The following is a 23358-nucleotide window of genomic DNA, read 5'->3' on the forward strand; positions in this document are numbered from 1 at the left end:
GACGCGCGGTTCCGGGCAGGACCTTGTCGACGATACCCTTGAGTATCCCTTCCATCTCGCCCAGTACCGCGTTTCGTGCTTCGTGATAGGTGAAGGACAGTTCCTGAAGATTGCCGGCAAATTCCGCTGAAATGCGACCCTGTTCGTCGGCATGCGCGGCCGCAGCATCGTCCCAGCCGGCGCGATAGCCGCTGTCGAAAGCAACCAGCCGCTCCTCTTCCAGCCGTGCCTCGGGATAGAAGGCCAGGAGCGGATCGGTTCCATCCATGGAATCGAAGCATTCCAGTTGAAGCGGGCGTCCCATCAGGCCCTCTCTTCCTCGTCGTCCATCCATGACCGGAGCACTTCGACGGTTTCGGTCCGGCGCTCGCGAATCATTTCGCGCAGGCGCTCAACCGGGTCGGCGGTGACGGTGCCGGAAGCGGGTGCGCCGGACGCATCGCGCCGCACGAGATTTCCGGCCGTCTGCGTGGGTAGGTCCGAATCGTCGTCGGCGATTTCACCGGTCAGCGCCTGCACGGAGGTGCTGTTGCCCGGAAGGGGCGATTGTGCGGCGCGGCCCGGGGGCGCGGCGGCGATTTCGCGTCTTGCCGGAAGCTCGCTGTTGGAAAGGATGGGGCGTACGACAAACAGCCCCAGCACGATGGCAACCGCCGCGAGCGTGCCGAGCTGGGCAAGAACAGTCAGATCCGGCATTCGCATGCCGCTTGCTGTGGCCGGCGTTCCCAGCGCCTCGACCGGTTCGAAAGCAAGCGATCTGATGGTGATCCTGTCGCCGCGGGCTTCGTCGAATCCCACCGCCGCGGCGATCAGTGCATGCAGGGTTTCAAGCTCTTCCTCGGTTCGCGGCACGATCTGTTCGCTGCTGTTGTCGCCGACGGCGCGGGTGCCGTTGACAAGAACGGCGACCGAAAGCCGCTTGATATCGCCGGGAACCCGCAGCAGTTCGCGCTGCGTTTCCGAAACCTCGTAATTCACGCGCTCGCGCGTTTCGCTGTCCTGGCTGGAATCCTGTCCGCCCCCGGCGCCGGCGTCGCCATCCGGCAGGTTGCTGGCCACCGTGACTGCGCCTCCGGACTGCCCGCTGGCCGAGGAACTGCGCTCTTCGGTATCGGTGCTGATGGCAACGCGCCCGCTGGGATCGAACCTGCGCTCGACAATCGATTCGCGTTCCGTGACAATTTCCAGACTTGTCTCGACAATGGCGTTGCCGGTACCGACCCGCGCCTCGACCAGCCGCAGGACGTTGTTCTTCAGCGCCTCTTCGCGCTTTCCCGTCGTGGACCGGGACGCCGGCGAGTCGGTACCGAGGACTGCGCCGGATTCCGCGTCTATCACCGACACGTTGTCGGGCCGGAGGCCGGCCACCGCCGAGGCGACGAGGTATCTCAGGGCGTTTCCCTGTGCCTCGTCCAGTGCGCCGCCCGCCGGGGTGACGAATACCGAGGCGGTAGGCGCGCTATTGCGCCGGAAACCCTGCGTGTCCGGGCTGGCTATATGCACCCGTGCCGCCCTGACCTGCGGGCTTGCGAGGATCGTCCTGGCGAGTTCCCCTTCCTTGGCGCGCCAGTAGGTGGCATCGAACATCTGCGAGGTGGTTCCGAATCCCGACAGGCCGTCGAGCAGCTCGTAGCCGGCGCTGCCGTTGGCCGGCAGCCCCTGCCCGGCAAGGATCATCCGCAACTGATCGCGGCTCGCGGCATCCACATAGATCGCATTGCCGCGCACCTCGTATCCCGTGCCGTTCTGCTCGAGGGCGGCGATGACCTCGCCTGCCGGGCCGGGTTCCAGGCCGCCATAGAGCAGTTCCATCCGTTCGGTGGATGCAATCCGCGACAGCAGCACAAGGGCCGCAAGCGTGGCAAGCGCGGCCACGGCAACCAGAATACGGCGGCGCAGATCCAGCGCCGACCAGGAATCGAGGACATTCTGCACGCAACACCTCCTGCGGGTGGCCATTCGGGCTCAGAGGGGCATGCTTGATCCATCTCGCTTAACAATCGGTTAGCCCTGGGCGGGTAACCAAGGCCGGGTGCAGCAAGGAGACCGTCATGGACGACGCAGCGATTCCGCAGGAGGCGGGCAAGCCCTCGAAACTGCTTCCGCTGCTGGCGGGGCTGCTGCTGTCGGCGCTTCTGGGCGGGGCGGCATTCTACGTAACCTATGCCGGTCTGTTCGATTCGCCTGAACGCGATGCGCCGAACGATCATCAGCCTCAAACGGTAGCGCAGGTCGATTTCCTGCCGCTCGATCCGATTCTCGTATCGCTCGCGGCGGGGTCCGAATCGCGGCATCTGCGGTTTCGCGCCGAACTCGAGGTGGTTCCCGGGCGGGCTCCGGAGGTCGAATCGCTGATGCCGCGCATTGTCGATGTGATGAACGGTTATCTTCGTGCGGTTGAAGCCGCCGATCTCGAACAACCGACGGCGCTGATCCGGCTGCGGGCGCAATTGTTGCGGCGAATCCAGCTTGTGGTCGGCGACGGCCGTGTGCGCGACCTGCTCGTTACCGAATTTGTCCTGAACTAGGAGGCCGGAATGGCATTGATCGCCGATATCCTGCTGATTGCCGGCGCTGCGGGCGCGGCGTTTTACTGTTATGTCCTTTCGCGCCGGCTGACACGCTTTACCGATCTGGAACACGGGGTAGGCGGTGCCGTCGCCGTGCTTTCGGTGCAGGTGGACGAGATGACAAAGGTCCTGTCCGAGGCGCAGAAATCCTCGCGCGGATCGGCCGATTCGCTTGCGGCGCTGACCGAACGGGCCGAAGGGGCATCAAAACGGATCGAACTGATGCTCGCGTCGATGCACGACCTGGGAGAGGGCCCGGAGGCTGCGCGACGGCCTCAGCAGGGAAGGGTGCGCCGCACCAGACGCACCAGGGCGGGCAAACGGCGCGAGGCGACCCGATGAGCCGCGCCCGGTCGCGCAAGGGCGGCAGCCGGCGGGTGTTGCTTGTCCTTTCGGCGCTGCTTGCCGGCTCCGGCGTTCTCAGGCTTGCCGGCAACACGGGTGTCGCCATTGCGCGTGAGTTCGAGGCAATTGCCTCGGCACCGAACCGGCCTGATGGCGAATCGCCCCTTTCCTGCGGGGCGGATGCCGATGTGGCGGCGGTTCTCGTCACGCTGCGCAAGCGATCCGAAGAACTTGACCGGCGCGAGGAGCAGATCGCGGGCCGCATGCAGGCGCTGCGGCTTGCGGAAACGGAAATCGAGTGGAATCTTGCGGATCTGGTCGATACCGAAAAAGCGCTCGCCGCCACGATGGCCCAGGCGGACGGTGCCGCCGAATCGGATATCGGCCGGTTGACCGCAGTCTACGAGAACATGCGGCCCAAGGAGGCCTCGGCGCTGTTCGAGGAGATGGACCCGAGTTTTGCGGCGGGTTTTCTGGCGCGGATGTCGCCCGATTCGGCCGCGGCCGTGATGGCAGGCATGGATCCCGGCGCGGCCTATACGGTGAGTGCCATTCTCGCCGGTCGCAATACCGGTGTGCCAAGCGAATAGGCGCGCCTCAGCGGATGTTAACCGCAGCCTGCCATCCTCGGGATGACACAGCCATGCGGGTGGAGTGCACGGATGATCGGAATCGTTGGAATTGTGGTGGTTTTCGCGATGGTGTTCGGTGGCTATCTCGCCGCCGGCGGCAAGATGGCGATCATCCTGAAGTCGATGCCCTACGAACTGACCATGATCGGCGGCGCGGCGGTCGGCGCGTTTGTCATTTCCAACGACCTGTCCGGGATCAAGCACACGCTCCGGGATGTGGGAAAGGTGTTCAAGGGGCCGAAATGGAAGCCGGCCGATTATCGCGATCTTCTCTGTCTGCTGTTCGAACTGGTCAGGCTGGCGCGGCAGAACCCCGTCGCGCTGGAAGAACATGTCGAGGCGCCGGCGGACTCCGCGATCTTTGCCAGATATCCCAGGATTCTCAAGGACGGCGAGGCGGTGGATCTGATCTGCGACACGCTCCGCTCGGCGTCGATGAACTATGACGATCCCCATCAGGTCGAGGAGGTTCTGGAAAAGCGCATCGAGGCAAATCAGGCCCATGCCCTTCATGGAAGTCATGCGCTTCAGACCATGGCCGATGGTCTGCCGGCGCTGGGCATCGTTGCTGCGGTGCTCGGCGTCATCAAGACGATGGGCTCCATCGACCAACCGCCGGAAATTCTCGGCCGGCTGATCGGTGGCGCGCTGGTCGGGACGTTTCTGGGGGTGTTTCTGGCCTATGGGATCGTTGGCCCCTTCGCGGCGAAGGTTCGTGACGCCACCGTCGAAGATGCGCATTTCTATCAGTTGATCCGCGAGGTTCTGGTCGCCAATCTTCACAGTCATCCGCCAAATATCTGCATCGAGGTAGGCCGGCAGAACACGCCCAGCCATATCAGGCCGAGTTTTGGCGATCTCGAGGAGGCGCTGAAGGAAGTCAAACAGAAGGAAGCCGCCTGATGCGCCGGCTGGCGACCCTCGGGTTGGCGATACTGGCGGCAACGGGCGCCAACGCGGAAAACGTGCGGGTGCTGTCGGGTGAGCATGACAATTTTTCGCGAATTGTACTCGTCTTTGCCGAGCCGACCGGATGGCGCAGCGAGAGGACCGAAACGGGTTTTTCCGTCACGTTCGAACGTTCCGGCCTTTCGCTCGATTTGTCCCGGGTGTTCGACCGCATCCCCCGCGACCGTCTCTCGGATGTCGGCTTCGACGCGAAGAGCGCCACGCTCGATCTGAAAAGCGACTGTGCCTGCGTGCTAGAGGTCTTTCTGGCGGGAAATAACACGGTTGCGCTCGATATCAGGTCGGCTCCCGAGGCCGTTGCGGCAGTGCAGCCAACCACCCCCGCTCCCGTCGCATTTCCCTTCGGACGCCCGGGCGCGAAAACCGTCTGGCGGTTCGGCGAGGGTGCGGGCACACCCGATGCCACGGTTCTCCCGGCAGAGGCAGCATTGCCCGAGAGGGGTCTCGCCGCTGTCCCACCGCGCCTGCCGCCGCATTACGCCGCCCTGGAAAATAGGCTTGCCAACGAACTGGCGCGTGCTGCGTCCCAGGGTCTGGCGCAGATGACCGTCCCGGTTGCGCCACCCGAAACGGGTGACGCGGGCGCTTTGCCGGTGGCCGGTCATCTGCGCGCCAGAACGGTGTTCGAAATGATCGGCCGCGATTCGCCGGTCGCCGCTTCGCTGGAGTCGACGGCGCTCGACTGTCCGGTCCCGGGAAGCCTGAACCCGAATGGGTGGACCGGCGCACAGGGTTTTGCCGAGGCGATGTCGGGTCTGCACCTGGCCCTGGCTCGGGATGTCGACCGGATGGACAGGGGCGCCCTGCAACGTCTCGCGCGTGCTTATCTTGGCTTCGGGTTCGGGGCCGAAGCGCGGGCGATCCTGCGGCAATGGGGCGAGGGGAGCCTCGAAACCCGCCAGTTCGAGGCGATTGCCGATATCGTCGATCTCGGCATTGCGGCGGATCCGGCGCCGTTTCACGGTCTGGAACGCTGCGACGACGATACTGCGGTCTGGGCAGTGATGGCCGCCGCAGATGCTGCGAACCTCGAATCGGTCAACACGCGGGCGATCATGGAGAGTTTTTCCGGGTTTCCGCCGCATCTGAGGCGCCTGCTCGGCCCCGGTCTTCAGGAACGGCTGAACGCATCGGGCCACGCCGATGCCGCCGGCGCGATCGGGCGTGCGGCCGCTCGTGCCCCCGGCCTGCCGACCCCCGAAATGATCTATCTCGAGGCAAGCCGCGAGATCGTCGCCGGCCCGTCGGCCGAGGCCGCCGGCCGTTTGCAGGCGCTGACTGCGGAAAACGATGACATGTCGGTCAGGGCCATGGTGACGCTGCTGCGCAATGCGGCACCGCCGTCAATTGGCCCGGAACAGATGGAACTGGGCGAAGCGATGGCCTTCGAGAACCGCGGGACGCCGGTGGAACCGGAGTTGCGGGAAGCGCTGGCAATTGCCGCCGCGAGGATCGGCGCGTTTGGCGATGCCATCGGGTACTGGACGCAACTGGATGACCGGGAAGGGACCGACCCGGTGCTTTCGTTCCTTGTCGAGCGAATTCTCGCGGCACGGGACGATGTTCATCTGCTGGCGGTGGCGCAGATGCTCACCTCGGGGGCCGAAACCGCAAGTCTGAACCGGCGGGTCGCGACAGATGCGGCGGCGCGTCTTGCCCGGCTGGAGATGGCGGAGCTTTCCGAGGCCATGTTGCGCCCCCATCGCGAAAGCCGTGACCTCGAGATCAGGCAGATTCACGCGGAAATCGCGCTGCTGCGCGGCGCCTATTCGATGGGTCTTTCGCTGGTGGCCGGTGAAACCGATCTGCGCAGCCTCGAACTGCGGGCGAAGGCGCTTTCCGCCCTTGGGGACCATCACGCCGCATCGGCACTGTTCGAGGAACTCGATCTGACTGAAAACGCGGTGCGCGAGGCATGGATGTCGGGCGATCCGGAACTGTTGCGCAGGTTCGGCGCAACCGATCTGGCCGATCTGGCCGGTCTTTCGCGGATGCGCGCCGAAACCGAACCACAGGATGCATCGAATCCCGTCGAAACCGGTTCCGTAACGCTGAAAGGTGCCGGTGCGAAGTTGCAGCGCAGTCAGGCAGCCCGCGCATTGATCGGAACGGTCCTTGCCAGCGATCTGGCGGGAGCAAGCGAAGCGCGCGTGAACGGGACACGGTAACAGCCCGTCAAGATTCATCACCTAGGAAGGCAGAGGTCAGCCAGAAGGGTAGTCCGATGACAGCGATTCCAGACGGCAGCATGCAGGTTTGTCGCCGGACGGCCAGGTGGGCCTGTCTTGTCGCGCTTGTTGTCGCAACGGGCGTGACGACAACAGGTGCGCAGGTAGATGCCGGCGCCAATCCATGCACCAAATGGTCGGACGTTGCCGCTTCCGAGGCAGGCGTTCCGCGCGAGTTGATGCGTGCGGTGGCGCTGGTCGAAAGCGGGCGTGGCGCCGGTGCCCGTCGCATGCCGTGGCCATGGACCGTTCACGCCGACGGCCGGGGCATGTGGTTTCCGGACCGCAAGTCCGCCGAGGTATTCGTCAGGCGCCGGTCGGCGGGGGACGATCCCAATTTCGATATCGGCTGTTTTCAGCTGAACTACCGCTGGCATGGTGACAGGTTCCCTACAGTCGAGTCCATGCTCGATCCCAGGGAAAATGCCGAATACGCGGCGCGCTTTCTGTCGGGGCTGTTTCAGGAACTGGGCAGTTGGGAAGCCGCTGCCAGAGCCTATCACTCGCGGACCCCGGAACATGCCGACCGGTACTGGCAAAGGCTGGCCGGAGTATTACAGGGCAAAAACAGGGAGCGGACGGGGGAGGACGCCGGCATGTCCAGGCGCCTTCGTCGGGCGCCCGTACCATCCGCCACCCGGACCCCGGGCAGCGTGCTGGCGCTTGACCGGAAGTCCCGTGCAATGCCGGCGCACGGATCGCTTGCCCTCGTCAGCCGGAGCGCTGGCCCGTCGCTTTTTGCGCGGGGTACAGAACGTTGAAACCTGCGGTAAAAGACCTTTTCAACCCGACCGTTCTTCTGACGATCGCGCTGATGGCCGTTATCGTGATGATGGTCCTGCCCATGCCTGCCTGGGTGCTCGACGTCGGGCTTGCGATTTCGTTCTCACTCGCCATTCTCATCTTCACGGTGACCCTGTTCATCGAGCGTCCGCTCGATTTCTCCGCGTTCCCCACCATTCTTCTGGCGTCGCTGATGCTCAGGCTCTCGCTGAACGTTTCCTCGACCAAGCTCATCATCGGGCAGGGTCACACCGGAACGGACGCCGCCGGCAATGTGATCCAGGGCTTTGCGATGTTCGTGATGGGGGGGAGCGTTTTTCTCGGGCTTGTCGTCTTCTGCGTCCTGATGATCGTCAATTTCGTGGTCATCACCAAGGGCGCCACCCGCATGGCCGAGGTCGGGGCGCGTTTCGCGCTCGACGGCATGCCCGGCAAGCAGCTTGCCATCGACAGCGACATGTCGGCGGGCGCCATCGATCACGCCGAGGCCAAGCGCCGGCGCGAGATCGAACAGGCGGAAACCACCTTCTTCGGATCGCTCGACGGGGCATCGAAATTCGTCAAGGGCGATGCCATCGCGGGTCTGCTGATCACCATCCTGAACCTGATCGTCGGGCTGACGATGGGGCTGGCCGTCCACCACATGCCGATCGGCCGGGCGCTCGAAACCTATGCGATCCTGACGGTTGGAGACGGGCTCGTCTCGCAGATCCCGGCAGTGATCATCTCGGTCGCTTCGGCGCTGCTGCTCGCGCGGGGCGGCGACAAGGGCGCAACCGATCTGGCGGTATTTTCACAGCTTGGGCGCTACCCTTCGGCGCTTGCGACCGTCGGTGCGCTGATGCTGGTCTTCGCGGCCGTGCCCGGCTTTCCCACACTGCCGTTTCTCGCCGGATCGACGGCGCTGTTCGCTGCCGCCTTTCACGCCCGTCGCAGGCAAGAGCGCAAGCAGAGCGAAAAGGCCGGGGATGCCTCGCGCCCGGATCCCGCCACACGATCGCGCTCGATCGGCGATGTTCTCGATCTCGACGACATTCACCTCGAATTCGCGCCCGATCTGGTTTCGATGGTGCTCGACCCGGCCACCGGTCTGGATACCCGTATCGGCAACATGCGCAACCATGTCGCGGAGTCCTATGGTCTCATCCTGCCCGAGATCAGGCTGACCGATAATGCTGCGCTTCCGCCGGGGCGCTATTCCATCCGCATTCACGGCGTCGTTCAGGCCGGGGACCGGCTGCAGCCGGAGCGGCTTCTGGCGTTGCGCTCGTCGGAAGCGCAGGTACTGCCCCCGGGAGACGATGTGAAGGAGCCGGTCTACGGCGCCCCGGCACGGTGGATTCTTCAACCCGACAGGGAGACGGTGGCTCTGGCCGGAACCACGATCGTGACGCCGACCGAGGTGCTGGCAACCCATCTTCTCGAGGTAGTCAAGCAGAACTTCCCGCGCCTGCTGACCCTGAAGGCGCTGCGCCGGCTGCTGAACGAGATGACAAATCTGTCGGACGCGGCGCGCGCCGAGGCGAACCGCAAGCTGATCGACGAACTTGTTCCGGAACGCGTTCCGGTGGATCTGTTGCTTTCGGTCCTGCGGCTGCTGCTGGAAGAGCGCGTTTCGATCCGCAACATACCCCTGATCCTCGAGGCGATTGCCGAAGGGCGCGGCGGGCTGGGCACCGCCGAGGCGATCTGCGAGCATGTGCGGCAACGGCTCGGGTTTCAGATCGTGTCGGAACTGCGCCGCCATGACGGAACGCTGCCGCTGATCCAGCTTGCCCCCGAATGGGAGGATCGCTTCATCGCCTACCAGATAGACGGAGCGGCCGGACAGGAGGATGTTGCGCTGCCGCCGGACGATTTTGGCCGCCTTGCCAGCGGTGTTGCCGACCGCATGGCGCGCGCCGCCGAAAACGGCGTATACCCGGCACTGATAACCTCGACACGCCGGCGCAGGTTCCTGTCCAACGTGCTGGGTGCAAAGGGCATCAATTCGCCGGTCCTGTCCTTCGAGGAACTCGGCTTCGATGCCCGTCCCGCCATGGTCGGAACGGTGCCCGCTTGAACGGGGATCTTGCCGCCCTTCTCGACCTTGGCACCGCCGCCGTTCTGCATGGCGCGGCAATCTTCGTTCGCATCGGGGCAGGCCTCGTGCTGCTTCCGGCGCTTGGTGAGACCACGGTATCGGTACGGGTGCGGGTGTCGCTTGCGCTGGCACTGACGGTGTTCGTCGGTCCGGCGGTTCCGGCCGGCCCGGCGCCCGACGGTTCCGCCGAAATGGTCAGGCTGCTGTTCACCGAATCGCTGATCGGCCTTGCATTCGGGTTCGCCTTCCGCGTCATGGTCAATGCCCTGCAGATGGCCGGCTCGATGATCGCGCAATCGACCTCGCTGTCGCAGCTTTTCGGCGGTGCGGGTGGCGAGCCGCTTCCGGCCGTGGGCCATCTGCTTGTCATCTCCGGCCTGGCGCTTGCCATGCTGACCGGGCTTCATGTCACGATCGTCGAACGTCTGATCGAAAGTTACCACCTCTTCCCCGCCGGCACGCCGCTTGCCTCCGGACAGACGGCGGAGTTTGTGGTCGGGCACGTGGCGCGGGCATTTTCGCTTGCCTTCTCGCTCGCAGCGCCGTTCGTGCTGGCGGCTTTCATCTACAACCTTGCACTGGGCGCAATAAACCGTGCGATGCCGCAACTCATGGTCGTGCTTGTCGGCGCGCCGGCGATCACCGGGGCCGGGCTGGTGCTGCTTGCGGTCGCCTCGCCGGTTCTGCTCCACGTCTGGCTCGGTACGCTCGCGGCGGTTGCGGCCGATCCGTTCGGAGCTTTCTGATGGCTGCCGAACAGGACGACAACAAGCAGCACGAACCGAGCCAGAAAAAGCTCGACGATGCGCGCAAGAAGGGCGAGATACCGAAATCGAACGATATTTCGGTTGCGGTTTCCTATGCGGGTTTTCTGCTTGTCGCGGCGACCTTCGGCGGCGGGTCTGTTTCGGGTCTCGGGGGTGTTGGCCTGTCGTTCATCGACCCGGTTCGGGGCTTCCGCGCCGCTTTCATCGACCGGATGACTGTGCCGCCATCGTTCGATCTGCTGGCACAGCTTGGCCGGCTGGTGCTGCCCGCGCTGCTGCTGCCGGCGATTGCGGTGCTTGCCAGCCTGCTTTTCCTGCGCGCGCTGGTCTTCGTTCCGGACAAGCTGCGCCCCAGATTTTCGCGCATTTCGCCCCTGAGCAACGCGAAGAACAAGTTCGGCCGCTCCGGTCTGTTCGAATTCTGCAAATCGGCGGCAAAGCTTGTTCTGATCTCGGGGATCATGGCGATGTTCCTGTGGCGGAATGCCGAACAGCTGGTCGGCGCCACGATGCTGCCGCATCTTGCGGTTGCGACGCGGCTGGGGCGGCTTGCCGTCGAGTTCCTGTCGATCCTGGTGGTTCTTTTCGGGCTGATCGGGGCCATCGATCATTTCTGGCAGGTTGCCGAACACCGCCGGCGAAACCGCATGTCGCAAAAGGAACTGCGCGACGAGATCAGGGAATCCGAGGGCGATCCCCACATGAAGCAGTCCCGCCGCCGCCGGGCGCAGGAGATTGCGCTCAATTCGATGTTGTCGGAGGTGCCGGCCGCGGCAGTCGTGGTGGTGAACCCCGAACATTATGCGGTCGCACTCAAGTGGGAGACATCGTTTTCCGGCGCACCGATCTGTGTGGCCAAGGGGGTGGACGAGATCGCGGCGCGCATCCGCGAGATCGCCAGTGAGAACGGCGTACCGATTCATCGCGATCCGCCCTTCGCGCGCGAGCTGCATGCGACCACCGATCCGGGCGACGAGATACGGCCGGAACACTACAGGGCAGCGGCGGCGGCGATCCGTTTTGCCGAGAGGATGCGGAAGATCGCCCGCGGAAAGATGACGGAGCGGACCGATGCAAAGCCGCGCTAGGGAATTGTCACGCCTGCAGCAGATCGCCGAGGCGGTCTGGCTGGGCAAGAGTCAGGACCTGCGCCGGAAGGCCGCCGAGGAGCGCGAGGTCGCGTGCAAGCTCGCCTCGCTGGCCGATGGCAAGCGGATCAGCATCGCCAACCTGTCGGCGGCAGGCAGCGACGGGGCACAACTGGCCGCAACCGCGCGCTGGATGCGCTGGGCGGAACGCGAGCGCCAGCGCCTGAACCGCGAACTGGCAAGGCTCAGGGCGGAGAAGCTCGATGTTCAGCAGCGTGCGCGGGCGTCTTTTGGCCGAAACAGCGCGGTGGAGAAGCTGATCGAGCTTGACCGTCGAAAGACGGCGCAACGGCGTAATCGGGCATAGGACGCCATGTCCGGGTTTCTTTGCAGGTCTGGTCACGGCCGTCAGCGCGCCGCCCCCTCCAGTTCTTCGAGCCCCTGCATCGGCGGGGCATCGGGATTGTTGATCGCCTGAATCGCCGCCTGCGCGAGAAAAACGCCGGCGCGATAGACGTTTTCCGGTATCACGATGATGTCCTTGCGGATGACGCGCAGGAATGGCACCGCCTCTTTCGTCAGCACCCGAACCTCCTGTTCGACGGAGCGGCCACCGTCCTCGATCGCGGTCACAGCGGCGATCGCGGCGGTCGACGAGGCGGTGATGACCGCGTCCACCTCCGGCTTCTCGGCCAGCCACCGCGCGACACTTTCCTTTACCTCCCAACTGGGATTGTCGCTGGAAACAGTGGTTTCGAGATGCAGATCGACCCCGCATTTGCCGGCCTCGTGCCGGGCGCCATGTATCATGTGCCCGCCATAGGTCTGGTTCGGCGGCCCCGGGACAAGGACGATCGAGCGGCGCCCGAGAGCGGCAAGCCTGCGCACGGCCATCCGCCCGAAGGATTCGTTGTCGAAATCGAAATATGAATGTTCGGCACCGAGTCTGGTCCGGCCATGGGTGGCAAAGGGAACGCCCCGCTCCAGAAGGTATTTTACCCGCGTGTCCTCGGGGGTGGTCTGATTGAGCAGGATCGCATCCGCCGACCGGGTTTCGACGAGATAGGCAACCGGCTCCATGGGGTCCTGATCGGGAAAGTAGGGCGTGATGTTGAGATGGAAGCGGGTGCCGCGCAGCCCCTCGGCTATCGACGAAATAAGCTGTGCGGTGTGGTTCATTATCTCGTAATGGGTGGCGAGCACGAGGCTGATCACGTTGGTGCGCCCGGTACGCAGCCGCACGCCGGCGCGATTCGGAACATAGCCGATCTCCTTGGCGACCTGGCGGACGATCCTCTTGGTCTCGTCGCCGATGTCGGGTGCGTCATTTAGCGCACGCGAGACGGTTGTCACGGCAAAGCCGCTCAGTCGCGAGACTGTCCTGAGCGTCGGCTTGCCACCCTTGTCCGGTGGTTGCGATACGTTCGGTCCTGTCCTTTTCGCCACAATTTCCATCCGTTTTCGCGGTTCGGCCCGGGAACTCGCAAGGTGCATGCCGGATCCGCAGATATCCGGCAGCCGCAACGCAACTATCGTAAATTCCAACAGTGAACCCCGTTTGAAAGTTTCTTGCAATGGAAATCTGTATCGTTACAGTGCCGCCCACAGTGATTCAGCTCCAGGGAGGAGAATTGTGAAGACAATCACCGGAATTCTGGCCGCGACCGCGCTGACCGGCGCCAGCGCGGCATATGCCGTCGACCTCGAGGTGACCCATTGGTGGACATCCGGCGGCGAGGCTGAAGCCGTGAGGGAATTTGCCAAGGCGTTCAACGAACAGACCGAACACACATGGGTCGACGGCGCAGTGGCCGGAGGCGGCAATGTCGCGCGGCCGATTTTCGTCAGCCGTATTCTCGGCGGCGATCCGATGGGTGCGACGCAGTTCAACCACGGCCGCCAGACCGAGGAACTGATTCAGGCCGGGCTGATGATGGATCTGACCGATGTCGCCGAGGCCGAGGGCTGGAAGGATCTCGTCAACCCGCCGTCGCTTCTCGATGCCTGTACGCTCGATGGCAGGATCTACTGCGCCCCGATCAATATTCACTCGTGGCAGTGGATGTGGTTGTCGAACAAGGCGTTCGAGGATGCCGGCGTGCCGATACCCACCAATTGGGACGAATTCGTCGCCGCCGGTCCGGCGCTGGTCGCCGCAGGCAAGATACCGCTGGCGATGGGCCAGCAGCCATGGCAGCAGGGCGGTGCGTTCAACGTGATCTTCACCGCAGTCGGCGGCCCGGAACTGGCCGAGCGGATCATGGGCCAGAAGGATGCCGAAGCGGCCCGCAGCCCCGAATTCCTCAAGGTATGGGAAGCGGCGGCACAAGCGCGCGAACTGTCGGCCAACTCCAACGTGCAGGACTGGAACCAGGCCACGAACCTTGTCATCACCGGCCAGGCGGGCGGCCAGATCATGGGCGACTGGGCGCAGGGTGAGTTCGCGCTTGCCGGGCAGAACGCCGGCGACGATTACACCTGCCTGCCCGGGCTCGGGCTCCAGGACGTTCTGGATACCGGGGGCGATGCCATCTATTTCCCCGTCAACAGGGATCCGGCGGTGACCGCAGCCCAGAAGGAGCTTGCGGCGCTGCTGCTGAAACCCGACGTGCAGGTGGCTTTCAACGAGAAGAAAGGCTCGATGCCGGTGCGCGGCGACGTCGACATGGCAAGCGTCAACGAATGCATGAAGAAGGGCCTGGACCTTCTGGCGCAGGGTGGATCGGTGGTTGTGCCATCGATCGAGCTTCGGCTGTCGGCGGATACGATCGCCGAGATCAACGATCTGGTCACTGAATTCTGGTTCGACCCCTCCTATCCGCCGGAAGAGGCGCAGGAAGTCTACGCCGACATCATTTCGCGGGCGAAATGATCTGACGACTGCGGACCCGGCCCCTGTGGCCGGGTCTTCGTTCCAGAAACCGACTGGACTCCAGAAACCCGACTGGCCGGGAGAATGTCATGAGTACTGCCGAAAGCTCCGCCGCGGGGACGGGGAAGACGAGCCGTCCGCCCGCACGACTTCTGAAGAACCTTACCGCAAAGATCGCCGCGATCCCGATGATGCTGACAGCGCTTGTTGTCTTCGTCGGCTGTACCGTCTGGACGGTCTTTTATTCCTTCACCAGTTCGGGGCTTCTGCCCTCGCTCGATTTTGTCGGTTTCGATCAGTACGACCGGCTCTGGGGCACCCGGAGGTGGCTTGTCTCGATCAACAACCTGGCGATCTATGGTGCCTGCATGCTGGTCTTCAGCATGGTCATCGGCTTCACGCTTGCCGCCCTGCTCGACCGCAAGATCCGGTTCGAAGGCGCGTTCCGCACCATTCTCCTCTACCCCTTCGCGCTCAGTTTCATCGTTACCGGTCTTGTATGGCAGTGGATTCTCAACCCCGACCTCGGCGTGCAGCACGTGGTGCGCAGCATGGGCTGGGAGAGCTTCAATTTCGACCCGCTCTACAATGCCGATATCGTCATCTACGGCATCGTCATCGCCGCGCTCTGGCAGGGAACCGGCCTGATCATGGTGATCATGCTCGCCGGTCTGCGCGGTATCGACGAGGATATCTGGAAGGCCGCCCGCGTCGACGGTATCCCGGTGTGGAAGACCTATGTCTTTGTCATCGTTCCGATGATGCGGCCGGTCTTCGTGACCGCGCTGGTGATGATCGCCAGCGGCATCGTCAAGGTCTACGACCTTGTGGTGGCGCAGACCTCGGGCGGGCCGGGTATCGCCTCGGAGGTGCCGGCGAAATACGTCTACGACCGCATGTTCGGCAGCCAGAACCTCGGCCAGGGTTTTGCCGCATCGACCATGATGCTGCTGATGGTGGCGATCATCCTGATCCCCTGGGCCTATCTCGAATTCGGAGGGAAGAAACGTGGCTGATGTGACCGCCTCCGCCGTGCCCGCGACCGGAATGGTCGACGGACCGCGCGGCCCGAAACCGACCCGCGTCTTCTCGCGCCGCAACATCATGCTCTACGGCACGCTCATCGTGGTGGCGCTCTACTACGCGCTGCCGCTCTACGTGATGGTCGTGACCTCGCTGAAGGGCATGCCCGAGATCCGCATGGGCAACATCTTTGCCCCGCCGGTCGAGATCACCTTCCAGCCCTGGGTCAAGGCCTGGGCCGAAGCCTGCACCGGGATCAACTGCGACGGGCTTTCGCGCGGCTTCTGGAACTCGGTGCGCATCCTCGTGCCGTCGGTGGTGCTGTCGATCGCCGTGGCGTCGGTGAACGGCTATGCGCTGATCAACTGGAAGTTCAGGGGATCCGAGGTGTTCTTCACCATCCTGATCCTCGGCGCGTTCATCCCCTATCAGGTGATGATCTATCCGATCGTGATCCTGCTGCGCGAGATCGGCCTTTACGGATCGCTGTGGGGCCTGATCGTCGTGCACACGATCTTCGGCATGCCGATCCTGACCCTGCTCTTCCGCAACTATTTCGCCGCCGTTCCCGAAGAACTGTTCAAGGCGGCCCGCGTCGACGGCGCCGGTTTCTGGGGGATCTATTTCCGGGTGATGCTGCCGATGGCACTGCCGATCTTCGTCGTGGCGATGATCCTTCAGGTTACCGGCATCTGGAACGATTTCCTGTTCGGCGTGATCTACACCAAGCCCGAAATCTACCCGATGACGGTTCAGCTCAACAACATCGTCAACTCTGTTCAGGGCGTGAAGGAATACAACGTCAACATGGCGGCGACGCTGCTGACCGGGCTTGTGCCGCTCTTCATCTACTTCGTTTCCGGCAAGCTGTTCGTGCGCGGCATCGCTGCCGGCGCCGTGAAGGGATAATCACCATGCACTCTGTTTCCATCCGTTCGCTCGACCTTCACTTCGGCGCTGTCAAGGTGCTGCAGAATCTCGATCTCGACATCCACGACGGTGAGTTTCTGGTGCTGCTCGGCTCGTCGGGCTGCGGCAAGTCCACGCTGCTCAACTGCATTGCCGGGCTGCTCGATGTCACCGACGGCCAGATCTTCATCAAGGACCGCAATGTGACCTGGCTGGAGCCCAGCGAACGCGGCATCGGCATGGTGTTCCAGTCCTATGCGCTCTACCCGCAGATGACGGTCGAGGGGAACCTATCCTTCGGGTTGCGCAATTCGGGCATGGCCAAGGACGAGATCGCCAAACGTGTGGCCCGCGCCGCCGAGATCCTGCAGATCGAGCCGCTTCTCAAGCGCAAGCCCGGCGCGCTTTCGGGCGGGCAGCGCCAGCGTGTCGCCATCGGGCGGGCGCTGGTACGCGATGTCGACGTGTTCCTGTTCGACGAACCGCTGTCGAACCTCGACGCCAAGCTGCGCGCCGACCTGCGGGTCGAGATCAAGCGCCTGCACCAGCAGCTTGAAAACACCATGATCTACGTCACCCACGATCAGGTCGAGGCGATGACACTGGCCGACCGGATCGCGATCATGAAGGGTGGCCAGATCATGCAGCTTGCCAGCCCGGCGGAAATCTACAACAGGCCCGGCAACAGGTTCGTGGCCGATTTCATCGGCTCGCCGTCGATGAACTTCCTCGAGGGCGAGCTGCGCGACGGGCGGTTCAGTACCGGTGGCGAGGCGCTGGATACCACCGGATATCCGTTCGCCGGCGGCACGGCCCACGGGCCCGCCACCATGGGTGTGCGCCCCGAGCACGTGGCGACCGATCACGCGCTCGAAGGACTGCCGATACAGGCCGATGTGGTGGTCGATCTGGTCGAGCCGATGGGATCCGACACGCTGGTCTGGACCAAATTCGCCGGTCAGACCTTCCGCTTCCGGATGGACGGGCAGGCCGAGGTGCACGAGCGCGATACCATCCGCATCGGCATCGATCCCACCAAGTCCTCGTTCTTCGACAAGGCGACGGAACTGCGACTATGACCCATTCGGCCCATGCCGGCGAGATCGATCTCGCCGGTCGCTGGTCGGCGACCGATGCCTACCGGAAATACACGTTCGACATGACGCTTCCCGGCGATGTTGTCACCGCGCTGCATGCCGCCGGCAAAATCCCCGAACCCTACTGGGGGCGCAACGAATACGGGTTGCGCTGGATTTGCGAGCGCGACTGGATCCTGACGCGCGAGATCGACCTGGAACGGACCGATCTGGTGCTTGTGGCAGGCGAGATCGACACCGTGGCCACCATCCGCATCAACGATATGGTGGTGCTGGAAACGCAGAACGCCTTTCGCACCTATCGCGCGGATATCTCGGGCGCGGCGGTGGTGGGGCGGAACCGGATCGAAATCCGCCTCGCCTCGATCACCCGCGAATGCGAGGAACGGCAGGCGGCACAGCCGTTCTTTATCCCCGATCACGGCGAAAACTCTCCGATCCGCAACGGAAACATGCTGCGCAAGCCGCAATGCGATTTCGGCTGGGACTGGAATATCGCGCTGGCGCCGGTCGGTGTCTATGGAACGTTGTCGCTGGAACCCGCCGAACCGATGCGGATCGACAGGCTGGCGATTTCGCAGGATCATTCCGGCCCCGGGGTGGTTCTGCGCGTGGCCGCCCACCTGCAGGGAGCGGCTGGGAGCGATACGCCGGACCTGTGGTTCGATTTCGGTGGTGAAACGCGGACCATGCAGGTTCCGGCCGGAATCGCCGACCCGGTTGTCACCTGCGAATTCCGTATCGCGGAGCCGACGCTCTGGTGGCCGGCGGGTCATGGCGCGCAGGCGCTGACCGATCTCGATGTGACCTTCGGGGCGCAGCGCGAGCACCGGCGGATCGGGCTTCGCCGGATCGAACTGGAAAGCGCGCCCGACGAAATCGGCCGCAGCTTTGTTATCCGGGTCAACGGGCGGCCGATCTTCTGCAAGGGGGCAAGCTGGATTCCGGCCGATGCACTGGCGGGCCGGATCGAGCCCGAACAGGTGCGCGATCTGCTGCACTCGGCGGTCGACGCCAACATGAACATGATCCGTATCTGGGGCGGCGGCCGATACGAGCCCACCTGGCTGCACGACATGTGCGACGAACTGGGCCTGCTGATATGGCAGGATTTCATGTTCGCCTGCAATCTCTACCCGTCGACCCCCGATTTCCTGACCGAGGTCGAGGCCGAGGTGCGCGATGCGGTCGCCCGCCTGCACCACCATGCCTCGACGGCGCTTTGGTGCGGCGACAACGAACTGGTGGGGGCGCTTACCTGGTTCGAGGAAAGCCGGCGCGACCGCGACCGGTACCTCGTCAATTACGACCGGCTGAACCGTGCCATCGAGACCACCCTGCGCGAGACCGATCCTGCGGCGGTGTGGTGGCCGTCCTCTCCCACGCCCGGCCCGCTTTCGTTCGGCGACGCATGGCACGACGATACCTCGGGCGACATGCATTTCTGGTCGGTCTGGCACGAGGGGCGCGATTTCGAACATTACCGGGATGTGCAGCCGCGCTTCTGCTCGGAATTCGGTTTCCAGTCCTATCCGTCGATGGATGTGATCCGGAGCTTCGCGGCGCCGCAGGAATTCAACATCTCCGATCCGGTCTTCGAAAGCCATCAGAAGAACCGGGGTGGCAATGCGCGCATTGCGGAAACCATGTTCCGCTATTTCCGCTTTCCGATGGATTTCGGGAATTTCGTCTATCTCAGCCAGGTCCAGCAGGGGCTGGCGATTCACACCGCTGTCAGCTATTGGCGCGGCGTCAAGCCGCGCTGCATGGGCACGCTGATCTGGCAGCTCAACGACACCTGGCCCGTCTGCTCGTGGTCGTCGCTCGATTATGGCGGTGGCTGGAAGCTGATGCACCACATGGCGAAAAAGTTCTTCGCCCCGGTGATCGTCTCGGCGGTTCCCGAGGGGGATAGCCTCGTCCTGAGGGCGGCGAACGACGGGGCGGAAACGCTGAGCATCGATGTCGAGGTGTTCGCCCTGGCGATGGATGGCGGCCAGCGTCCGCTTGGCGAAGCGCGCGCCACCGTTGCACCCGATGCCGCGACCGAAGTGTTTCGCACCGCGGATCTGCGCGCGGACGAGATGCTGCTTTTCCGCTGGATCCTGCCCGACGGCAGCGCCGGCTTCGATCATTTCGCGCCGGCACCCTACAAGACCTTCGGCCTTGAGGCGCCGAACATCGCCATCGAGACAACCGACGCGCCCGACGGGCTGACGATCCGGCTGACCTCGGAAAAGCCGGCCTTTTTCGTGGCACTCGAATCCGATGTTCCGGGGCGTTTCTCCGACAACGGTTTCCTGCTTCTGCCGGGCATTCCGGCGGATATCCGCTTTACACCCAGAGATCCCGGCGCCCGGCCGAACCTGACGATCCGGGATCTCCACTCGGCCACCTGCAATGCGGGCTGACCCGCAGCACGAAAGGACACGCCATGCGTGATTTCTCCTACCAGCTCTATTCCTCGCGCAATTTCGGCCCGCTGCCGGATACGCTCAAGATGGTGGCCGATCTCGGCTACACGCAGGTCGAGGGATACGGCGCGCTCTACGCCGGGCTCGACGATCTTGGAAAACTGAAGGCTGATCTTGCCCGGAACGGATTGGCCATGCCGACGGGACACTTCGGTTTCGACATGGTGCGTGACGATCCCGCCCGCACCATCGACATCGCCCGCGAGCTTGACATGGCCGCCGTCATCGTGCCGTTCCTGCCGCCCGACCGGCGCCCCGCCGATGCCGCCGGATGGCGCGCCTTCGGCGCCGCGCTGGCCGAAGCGGGCAAGCCGGTCCGCGATGCGGGCTTCGCCTATGGCTGGCACAACCACGCCTTCGAATTCGAGGCATTGCCCGACGGGTCGCTGCCGCTCGATCTGATACTGGCCGACAACGATGTCGCGCTCGAGCTCGATCTGGCCTGGGCACAGGTCGCCGGCCGGTCGCCGGCGGAACTGGTACGCGAACATTCTGACCGGCTGATCGCCGTGCACCTTAAGGATCGCGCCTCCGAAGGCCAGAATGCCGACGAGGACGGCTGGGCCGATGTGGGCCATGGGGTGATGGACTGGGATACGATCATCCCGGCGGTCGATGCATCCGCCGCCCGCTTCCTTGTGGTGGAACACGACAATCCGAAGGACGATGCGCGGTTTGCCAGCCGCTCCATCGCCACCGCAAAGACGTTCTGAGGAAACCCATCATGACCAATCTGGGTGTCGGCATCATCGGATGCGGCAACATTTCGACCGCCTATCTGACACTTGCGCCCCTGTTCAGGGGACTGGAAATGCGGGCGGTGGCGGATATCAACGCCGAGGCCGTCGCGGCGCGTGCCGGGGAATTCGGTGTGCGGGCGTATACGGTCGACGAACTTCTCGATGCCGACGATATCGACGTCATCGTCAACCTCACCATACCGGATGCGCATTTTTCGGTATCGGCGGCGATCCTCGAAGCCGGCAAGCATGTCTATTCGGAAAAGCCGTTCGTTCTTTCGCTGGACAAGGGCGAGGCGCTGCACAAGCTGGCTGCCGGGCGCGGGTTGCGCGTGGGCTCGGCGCCCGACACGTTCCTTGGCGGCAGCCATCAGCAGGCGCGCGCCCTGATCGACGGCGATGCCATCGGCCGCATCACATCGGGCACCGCCCATGTGATGAGCCGGGGCATGGAGGCATGGCATCCCAACCCCGGCTTCTTCTTCCAGCCCGGCGGCGGGCCGGTGCTGGATCTGGGCCCCTACTACATCACCAATCTGGTGCAGCTTCTGGGGCCGGTCAGGCGGGTGGCGGCGCTGTCTTCGGCGGCGTTCCACACCCGGACCATCGGCACCGGGCCGCTGGCCGGTCAGGCGGTACCGGTAAACACGCCGACGACGATCCACGCCCTGCTCGAATTCGTCTCGGGCGCCAGCATCACCTTTTCGTCGAGTTGGGATGTTTCCGCCCATCGTCACGCGCCAATGGAACTCTACGGGACCGGCGGCAGCCTTTTCGTGCCCGATCCGAACTTCTTCGGCGGTGCGCTGGAAATGGCCGGCGGGGATCGTGTCATCCGGCCGGTCGAAGCGTGGCAGCACCCCTTCGGCATCCCCAACGAAGAAAAGGATGGTGTCTGGCGCGCCAATTATCGGGTTGCCGGGCTGGCCGACATGGCGGCGGCAATTGCGCAGGGGCGCCCGCACCGCTGTTCGCTGGAGCTTGCGCTGCATGTGATCGACGTGATGACATCGATCCTGAAATCGGGCGAGGCCGGCGCGTTTGTCGATCTTTCGACCACCTGCGACCGCCCCGAGGTGCTGCTGCCCGAAGAGGCGGCATCGCTGCTCAGGGCGGCGCCGTGATCCGCAACCCCATCCTGCCCGGCTTCAACCCCGACCCGTCGATCTGCCGGGTCGGGGAGGATTACTACATCGCCACCTCGACCTTCGAATGGTACCCGGGGGTTCAGATCCACCATTCGCGCGATCTGGTGAACTGGCGGCTGGTGGCCCGGCCGCTCAACCGGCCATCGCAACTCGACCTGCGGGGAAACCCGGATTCGGGGGGTGTCTGGGCGCCATGCCTCAGCCACGCCGACGGCAGGTTCTGGCTGGTTTACACGGATGTCAGGCGTCTGGGCGGAAGCTTCAAGGACACGCATAACTACATCGTCACCTGCGAAACCGTCGACGGCGACTGGTCCGACCCCGTCCATGTCAATTCCAACGGGTTCGATCCGTCGCTTTTCCACGATGACGATGGCCGCAAGTGGTTCGTGGTGCTGCAATGGAACCACCGCGGACCGGGTAGCGGCGCCAACCCCGCCAATGCCTCGTTCGACGGCATCCTGCTTCAGGAATGGCACCCCGAAATGGGCCTGACAGGCGGTATCACCCGGATATTCGACGGCTCGCCACTGGGCCTGACCGAGGGGCCGCATCTGTTCAAACGCAACGGATATTACTACCTGACCACGGCCGAGGGGGGCACAGGTTACAACCATGCCATCACCATGGCCCGGTCACGCGATATTCGCGGCCCCTACGAGTTGCATCCCGACAGGCACCTGCTGACTGCGGCGGGTGTGGCGGAATATCCGATCCAGCGCACCGGGCACGGGCAATATGTCGAAACGCCGGACGGTCAGGTCTATCACAGCTTTCTGATGGGGCGGCCGCTGCCCGGACGCTATTGCCCGCTGGGGCGTGAGAGTGGCATTGAGCGTTGCGTCTGGCGCGACGACTGGCTCTATCTCGAAGCGGGCGGTCTGGTGGTTCGGCAGGAGCTTCCCGGCCTTGTCGATGTCGCGCCGGCGCCCCGGCTGCCCTCGGTCACGGATTTCGCCGACGGAAAGCTGCCGGGTGAATTCCAGTGGCTGCGCACGCCCTTTCCCGAGCGGCTGTTCCGGGTCGAACCCGGTGCGCTGGTGCTGACCGGGCGCGAGAGCGTCGGCAGCTGGTTCGAGCAGGCGCTGGTCGCCCGGCGGCAGGAGGATTTCACCTATCGCGCCGAGACGACGCTCGATTTCGCGCCGGAGACCTGGCAGCAGGCCGCCGGGCTGACAACCTATTACAATCGCTACAAGTTTCACTGCCTGCTGCTGACAGAGGAGCCGGGTATCGGCCGCTGTCTCGTTACCGCCTCGTGCCTGGGGGATTACCCGGACGGCAAGTTGACCTACCGGCTCGACGATGCCGTGCCGCTTGCCGAGGGGCCGGTGGAGATGGCTGTCGAGGTCGACCGTGCGGTCCAGCGGTTCTTCTGGCGGCAGGGCGGCGACTGGCAGGCGGCGGGTCCGGAACTGGACGCGTGGCTGATCTCGGACGAGGGCCCGCCAGGCGAGCACGGATCGTTCACCGGCGCCTTCGTCGGGATGCTGGCCTTCGATATCACCGGTCACGGCAGGGAGGCGCGCTTTACCCGGTTCGCCTATCGCCCAGGCGACGGGTGATCGCCGCCCGCTACCAGTGTGCCCCGTTTCCGGAACCGGGGTGCCGGATACGAGTTGTCTGTGCT

General features: G+C 64.2%; 20 protein-coding genes and 1 pseudogene. 18 read left to right on the forward strand and 3 right to left on the reverse strand.

All coding sequences use genetic code 11. From position 1 onward, the window contains the following. Nucleotides 1–304: pseudogene (locus ACK5IR_RS10185) on the reverse strand (flagellar biosynthesis protein); the annotation flags it as partial. After that, nucleotides 304–1935, reverse strand: a complete 1632-nt coding sequence (fliF, locus tag ACK5IR_RS10190) for a flagellar basal-body MS-ring/collar protein FliF (RefSeq protein WP_416928512.1) — start codon at nucleotides 1933–1935, stop codon at nucleotides 304–306. The pseudogene ACK5IR_RS10185 and the gene fliF, both read right to left, overlap by 1 nt. 116 nt (nucleotides 1936–2051) lie before the next feature. On the opposite strand from fliF, the gene ACK5IR_RS10195 reads away from it, so the two are divergent. The 10 genes from ACK5IR_RS10195 (at nucleotide 2052) to ACK5IR_RS10240 (ending at nucleotide 11832) form a co-directional block, all read left to right on the forward strand. Beyond that, nucleotides 2052–2528 carry a flagellar basal body-associated FliL family protein gene (locus ACK5IR_RS10195; RefSeq protein WP_416928514.1) on the forward strand — a complete coding sequence of 159 codons (477 nt, stop codon included), beginning with the start codon at nucleotides 2052–2054 and terminating at the stop codon, nucleotides 2526–2528. 9 nt (nucleotides 2529–2537) lie between these two features. Further along, nucleotides 2538–2912, forward strand: coding sequence for a hypothetical protein (locus tag ACK5IR_RS10200; protein ID WP_416928516.1), 375 nt, complete (start codon nucleotides 2538–2540; stop codon nucleotides 2910–2912). Beyond that, on the forward strand, nucleotides 2909–3505 hold the full coding sequence (locus ACK5IR_RS10205; RefSeq protein WP_416928518.1) for a MotE family protein: 597 nt from the start codon (nucleotides 2909–2911) through the stop codon (nucleotides 3503–3505). The genes ACK5IR_RS10200 and ACK5IR_RS10205 overlap by 4 nt, the downstream gene beginning before the upstream one ends. 72 nt (nucleotides 3506–3577) lie before the next feature. Further along, nucleotides 3578–4450: a flagellar motor stator protein MotA gene (gene motA / locus ACK5IR_RS10210; protein WP_416928520.1), complete on the forward strand. Its 873-nt coding sequence runs from the start codon at nucleotides 3578–3580 to the stop codon at nucleotides 4448–4450. After that, a complete protein-coding gene (locus ACK5IR_RS10215) occupies nucleotides 4450–6684 on the forward strand; it encodes a hypothetical protein (RefSeq protein WP_416928522.1) in 2235 nt (744 codons plus the stop codon). Before motA ends, ACK5IR_RS10215 begins: the two co-directional genes overlap by 1 nt. Before the next feature lie 56 nt (nucleotides 6685–6740). Continuing rightward, a complete protein-coding gene (locus ACK5IR_RS10220) occupies nucleotides 6741–7505 on the forward strand; it encodes a transglycosylase SLT domain-containing protein (RefSeq protein ID WP_416928524.1) in 765 nt (254 codons plus the stop codon). 53 nt (nucleotides 7506–7558) lie between these two features. Continuing rightward, the gene (gene flhA / locus ACK5IR_RS10225; RefSeq protein WP_416928682.1) at nucleotides 7559–9589 is read left to right on the forward strand and encodes a flagellar biosynthesis protein FlhA; all 2031 of its coding nucleotides are present in this window, start codon (nucleotides 7559–7561) and stop codon (nucleotides 9587–9589) included. Further along, entirely contained in the window at nucleotides 9586–10356 is a 771-nt protein-coding gene (locus tag ACK5IR_RS10230) for a flagellar biosynthetic protein FliR (protein ID WP_416928526.1), read from the forward strand. The genes flhA and ACK5IR_RS10230 overlap by 4 nt, the downstream gene beginning before the upstream one ends. Further along, nucleotides 10356–11465 carry a flagellar type III secretion system protein FlhB gene (gene flhB / locus ACK5IR_RS10235; RefSeq protein ID WP_416928528.1) on the forward strand — a complete coding sequence of 370 codons (1110 nt, stop codon included), beginning with the start codon at nucleotides 10356–10358 and terminating at the stop codon, nucleotides 11463–11465. Before ACK5IR_RS10230 ends, flhB begins: the two co-directional genes overlap by 1 nt. After that, nucleotides 11449–11832, forward strand: coding sequence for a hypothetical protein (locus tag ACK5IR_RS10240; protein ID WP_416928530.1), 384 nt, complete (start codon nucleotides 11449–11451; stop codon nucleotides 11830–11832). Before flhB ends, ACK5IR_RS10240 begins: the two co-directional genes overlap by 17 nt. Before the next feature lie 41 nt (nucleotides 11833–11873). On the opposite strand, the gene ACK5IR_RS10245 is transcribed toward ACK5IR_RS10240, so the two are convergent. Continuing rightward, on the reverse strand, nucleotides 11874–12920 hold the full coding sequence (locus tag ACK5IR_RS10245; protein ID WP_416928532.1) for a LacI family transcriptional regulator: 1047 nt from the start codon (nucleotides 12918–12920) through the stop codon (nucleotides 11874–11876). A 178-nt stretch (nucleotides 12921–13098) separates the two neighbouring features. Between ACK5IR_RS10245 and ACK5IR_RS10250 the strand changes: the two genes are divergently transcribed. The 8 genes from ACK5IR_RS10250 (at nucleotide 13099) to ACK5IR_RS10285 (ending at nucleotide 23293) form a co-directional block, all read left to right on the forward strand. Beyond that, entirely contained in the window at nucleotides 13099–14337 is a 1239-nt protein-coding gene (locus ACK5IR_RS10250) for an ABC transporter substrate-binding protein (protein WP_416928534.1), read from the forward strand. Between the two features lie 89 nt (nucleotides 14338–14426). Then, nucleotides 14427–15353 (forward strand): carbohydrate ABC transporter permease, encoded by a 927-nt coding sequence (locus ACK5IR_RS10255; protein WP_416928536.1) that lies wholly within the window; start codon nucleotides 14427–14429, stop codon nucleotides 15351–15353. A 31-nt stretch (nucleotides 15354–15384) separates the two neighbouring features. After that, complete coding sequence (locus tag ACK5IR_RS10260; protein ID WP_416928684.1) at nucleotides 15385–16269, forward strand: carbohydrate ABC transporter permease; 885 nt, start codon at nucleotides 15385–15387, stop codon at nucleotides 16267–16269. A 5-nt stretch (nucleotides 16270–16274) separates the two neighbouring features. After that, complete coding sequence (locus ACK5IR_RS10265) at nucleotides 16275–17348, forward strand: ABC transporter ATP-binding protein (protein ID WP_416928538.1); 1074 nt, start codon at nucleotides 16275–16277, stop codon at nucleotides 17346–17348. Then, nucleotides 17345–19777 (forward strand): beta-mannosidase, encoded by a 2433-nt coding sequence (locus ACK5IR_RS10270; protein ID WP_416928540.1) that lies wholly within the window; start codon nucleotides 17345–17347, stop codon nucleotides 19775–19777. Before ACK5IR_RS10265 ends, ACK5IR_RS10270 begins: the two co-directional genes overlap by 4 nt. A gap of 23 nt (nucleotides 19778–19800) precedes the next feature. Continuing rightward, nucleotides 19801–20553 carry a sugar phosphate isomerase/epimerase family protein gene (locus tag ACK5IR_RS10275; protein WP_416928542.1) on the forward strand — a complete coding sequence of 251 codons (753 nt, stop codon included), beginning with the start codon at nucleotides 19801–19803 and terminating at the stop codon, nucleotides 20551–20553. Between the two features lie 11 nt (nucleotides 20554–20564). Next, complete coding sequence (locus ACK5IR_RS10280; RefSeq protein WP_416928544.1) at nucleotides 20565–21704, forward strand: Gfo/Idh/MocA family protein; 1140 nt, start codon at nucleotides 20565–20567, stop codon at nucleotides 21702–21704. Then, nucleotides 21701–23293, forward strand: coding sequence for a glycoside hydrolase family 43 protein (locus ACK5IR_RS10285; protein ID WP_416928546.1), 1593 nt, complete (start codon nucleotides 21701–21703; stop codon nucleotides 23291–23293). Before ACK5IR_RS10280 ends, ACK5IR_RS10285 begins: the two co-directional genes overlap by 4 nt. Nucleotides 23294–23358: the final 65 nt, after the last annotated feature.

The organism is Tropicimonas sp. (assembly GCF_047971885.1).
Taxonomy (GTDB): domain Bacteria; phylum Pseudomonadota; class Alphaproteobacteria; order Rhodobacterales; family Rhodobacteraceae; genus Tropicimonas.

Coding starts and splice junctions, on each gene's coding strand:
- ACK5IR_RS10195 (WP_416928514.1), top strand. CDS start 2,052: ATGGACGACGCAGCGATTCCGCAGGAGGCGGGCAAGCCCTCGAAACTG.
- ACK5IR_RS10200 (WP_416928516.1), top strand. CDS start 2,538: ATGGCATTGATCGCCGATATCCTGCTGATTGCCGGCGCTGCGGGCGCG.
- ACK5IR_RS10205 (WP_416928518.1), top strand. CDS start 2,909: ATGAGCCGCGCCCGGTCGCGCAAGGGCGGCAGCCGGCGGGTGTTGCTT.
- motA (WP_416928520.1), top strand. CDS start 3,578: ATGATCGGAATCGTTGGAATTGTGGTGGTTTTCGCGATGGTGTTCGGT.
- ACK5IR_RS10215 (WP_416928522.1), top strand. CDS start 4,450: ATGCGCCGGCTGGCGACCCTCGGGTTGGCGATACTGGCGGCAACGGGC.
- ACK5IR_RS10220 (WP_416928524.1), top strand. CDS start 6,741: ATGACAGCGATTCCAGACGGCAGCATGCAGGTTTGTCGCCGGACGGCC.
- flhA (WP_416928682.1), top strand. CDS start 7,559: ATGGCCGTTATCGTGATGATGGTCCTGCCCATGCCTGCCTGGGTGCTC.
- flhB (WP_416928528.1), top strand. CDS start 10,356: ATGGCTGCCGAACAGGACGACAACAAGCAGCACGAACCGAGCCAGAAA.
- ACK5IR_RS10240 (WP_416928530.1), top strand. CDS start 11,449: ATGCAAAGCCGCGCTAGGGAATTGTCACGCCTGCAGCAGATCGCCGAG.
- ACK5IR_RS10245 (WP_416928532.1), bottom strand. CDS start 12,920: ATGGAAATTGTGGCGAAAAGGACAGGACCGAACGTATCGCAACCACCG.
- ACK5IR_RS10255 (WP_416928536.1), top strand. CDS start 14,427: ATGAGTACTGCCGAAAGCTCCGCCGCGGGGACGGGGAAGACGAGCCGT.
- ACK5IR_RS10260 (WP_416928684.1), top strand. CDS start 15,385: ATGGTCGACGGACCGCGCGGCCCGAAACCGACCCGCGTCTTCTCGCGC.
- ACK5IR_RS10265 (WP_416928538.1), top strand. CDS start 16,275: ATGCACTCTGTTTCCATCCGTTCGCTCGACCTTCACTTCGGCGCTGTC.
- ACK5IR_RS10270 (WP_416928540.1), top strand. CDS start 17,345: ATGACCCATTCGGCCCATGCCGGCGAGATCGATCTCGCCGGTCGCTGG.
- ACK5IR_RS10275 (WP_416928542.1), top strand. CDS start 19,801: ATGCGTGATTTCTCCTACCAGCTCTATTCCTCGCGCAATTTCGGCCCG.
- ACK5IR_RS10280 (WP_416928544.1), top strand. CDS start 20,565: ATGACCAATCTGGGTGTCGGCATCATCGGATGCGGCAACATTTCGACC.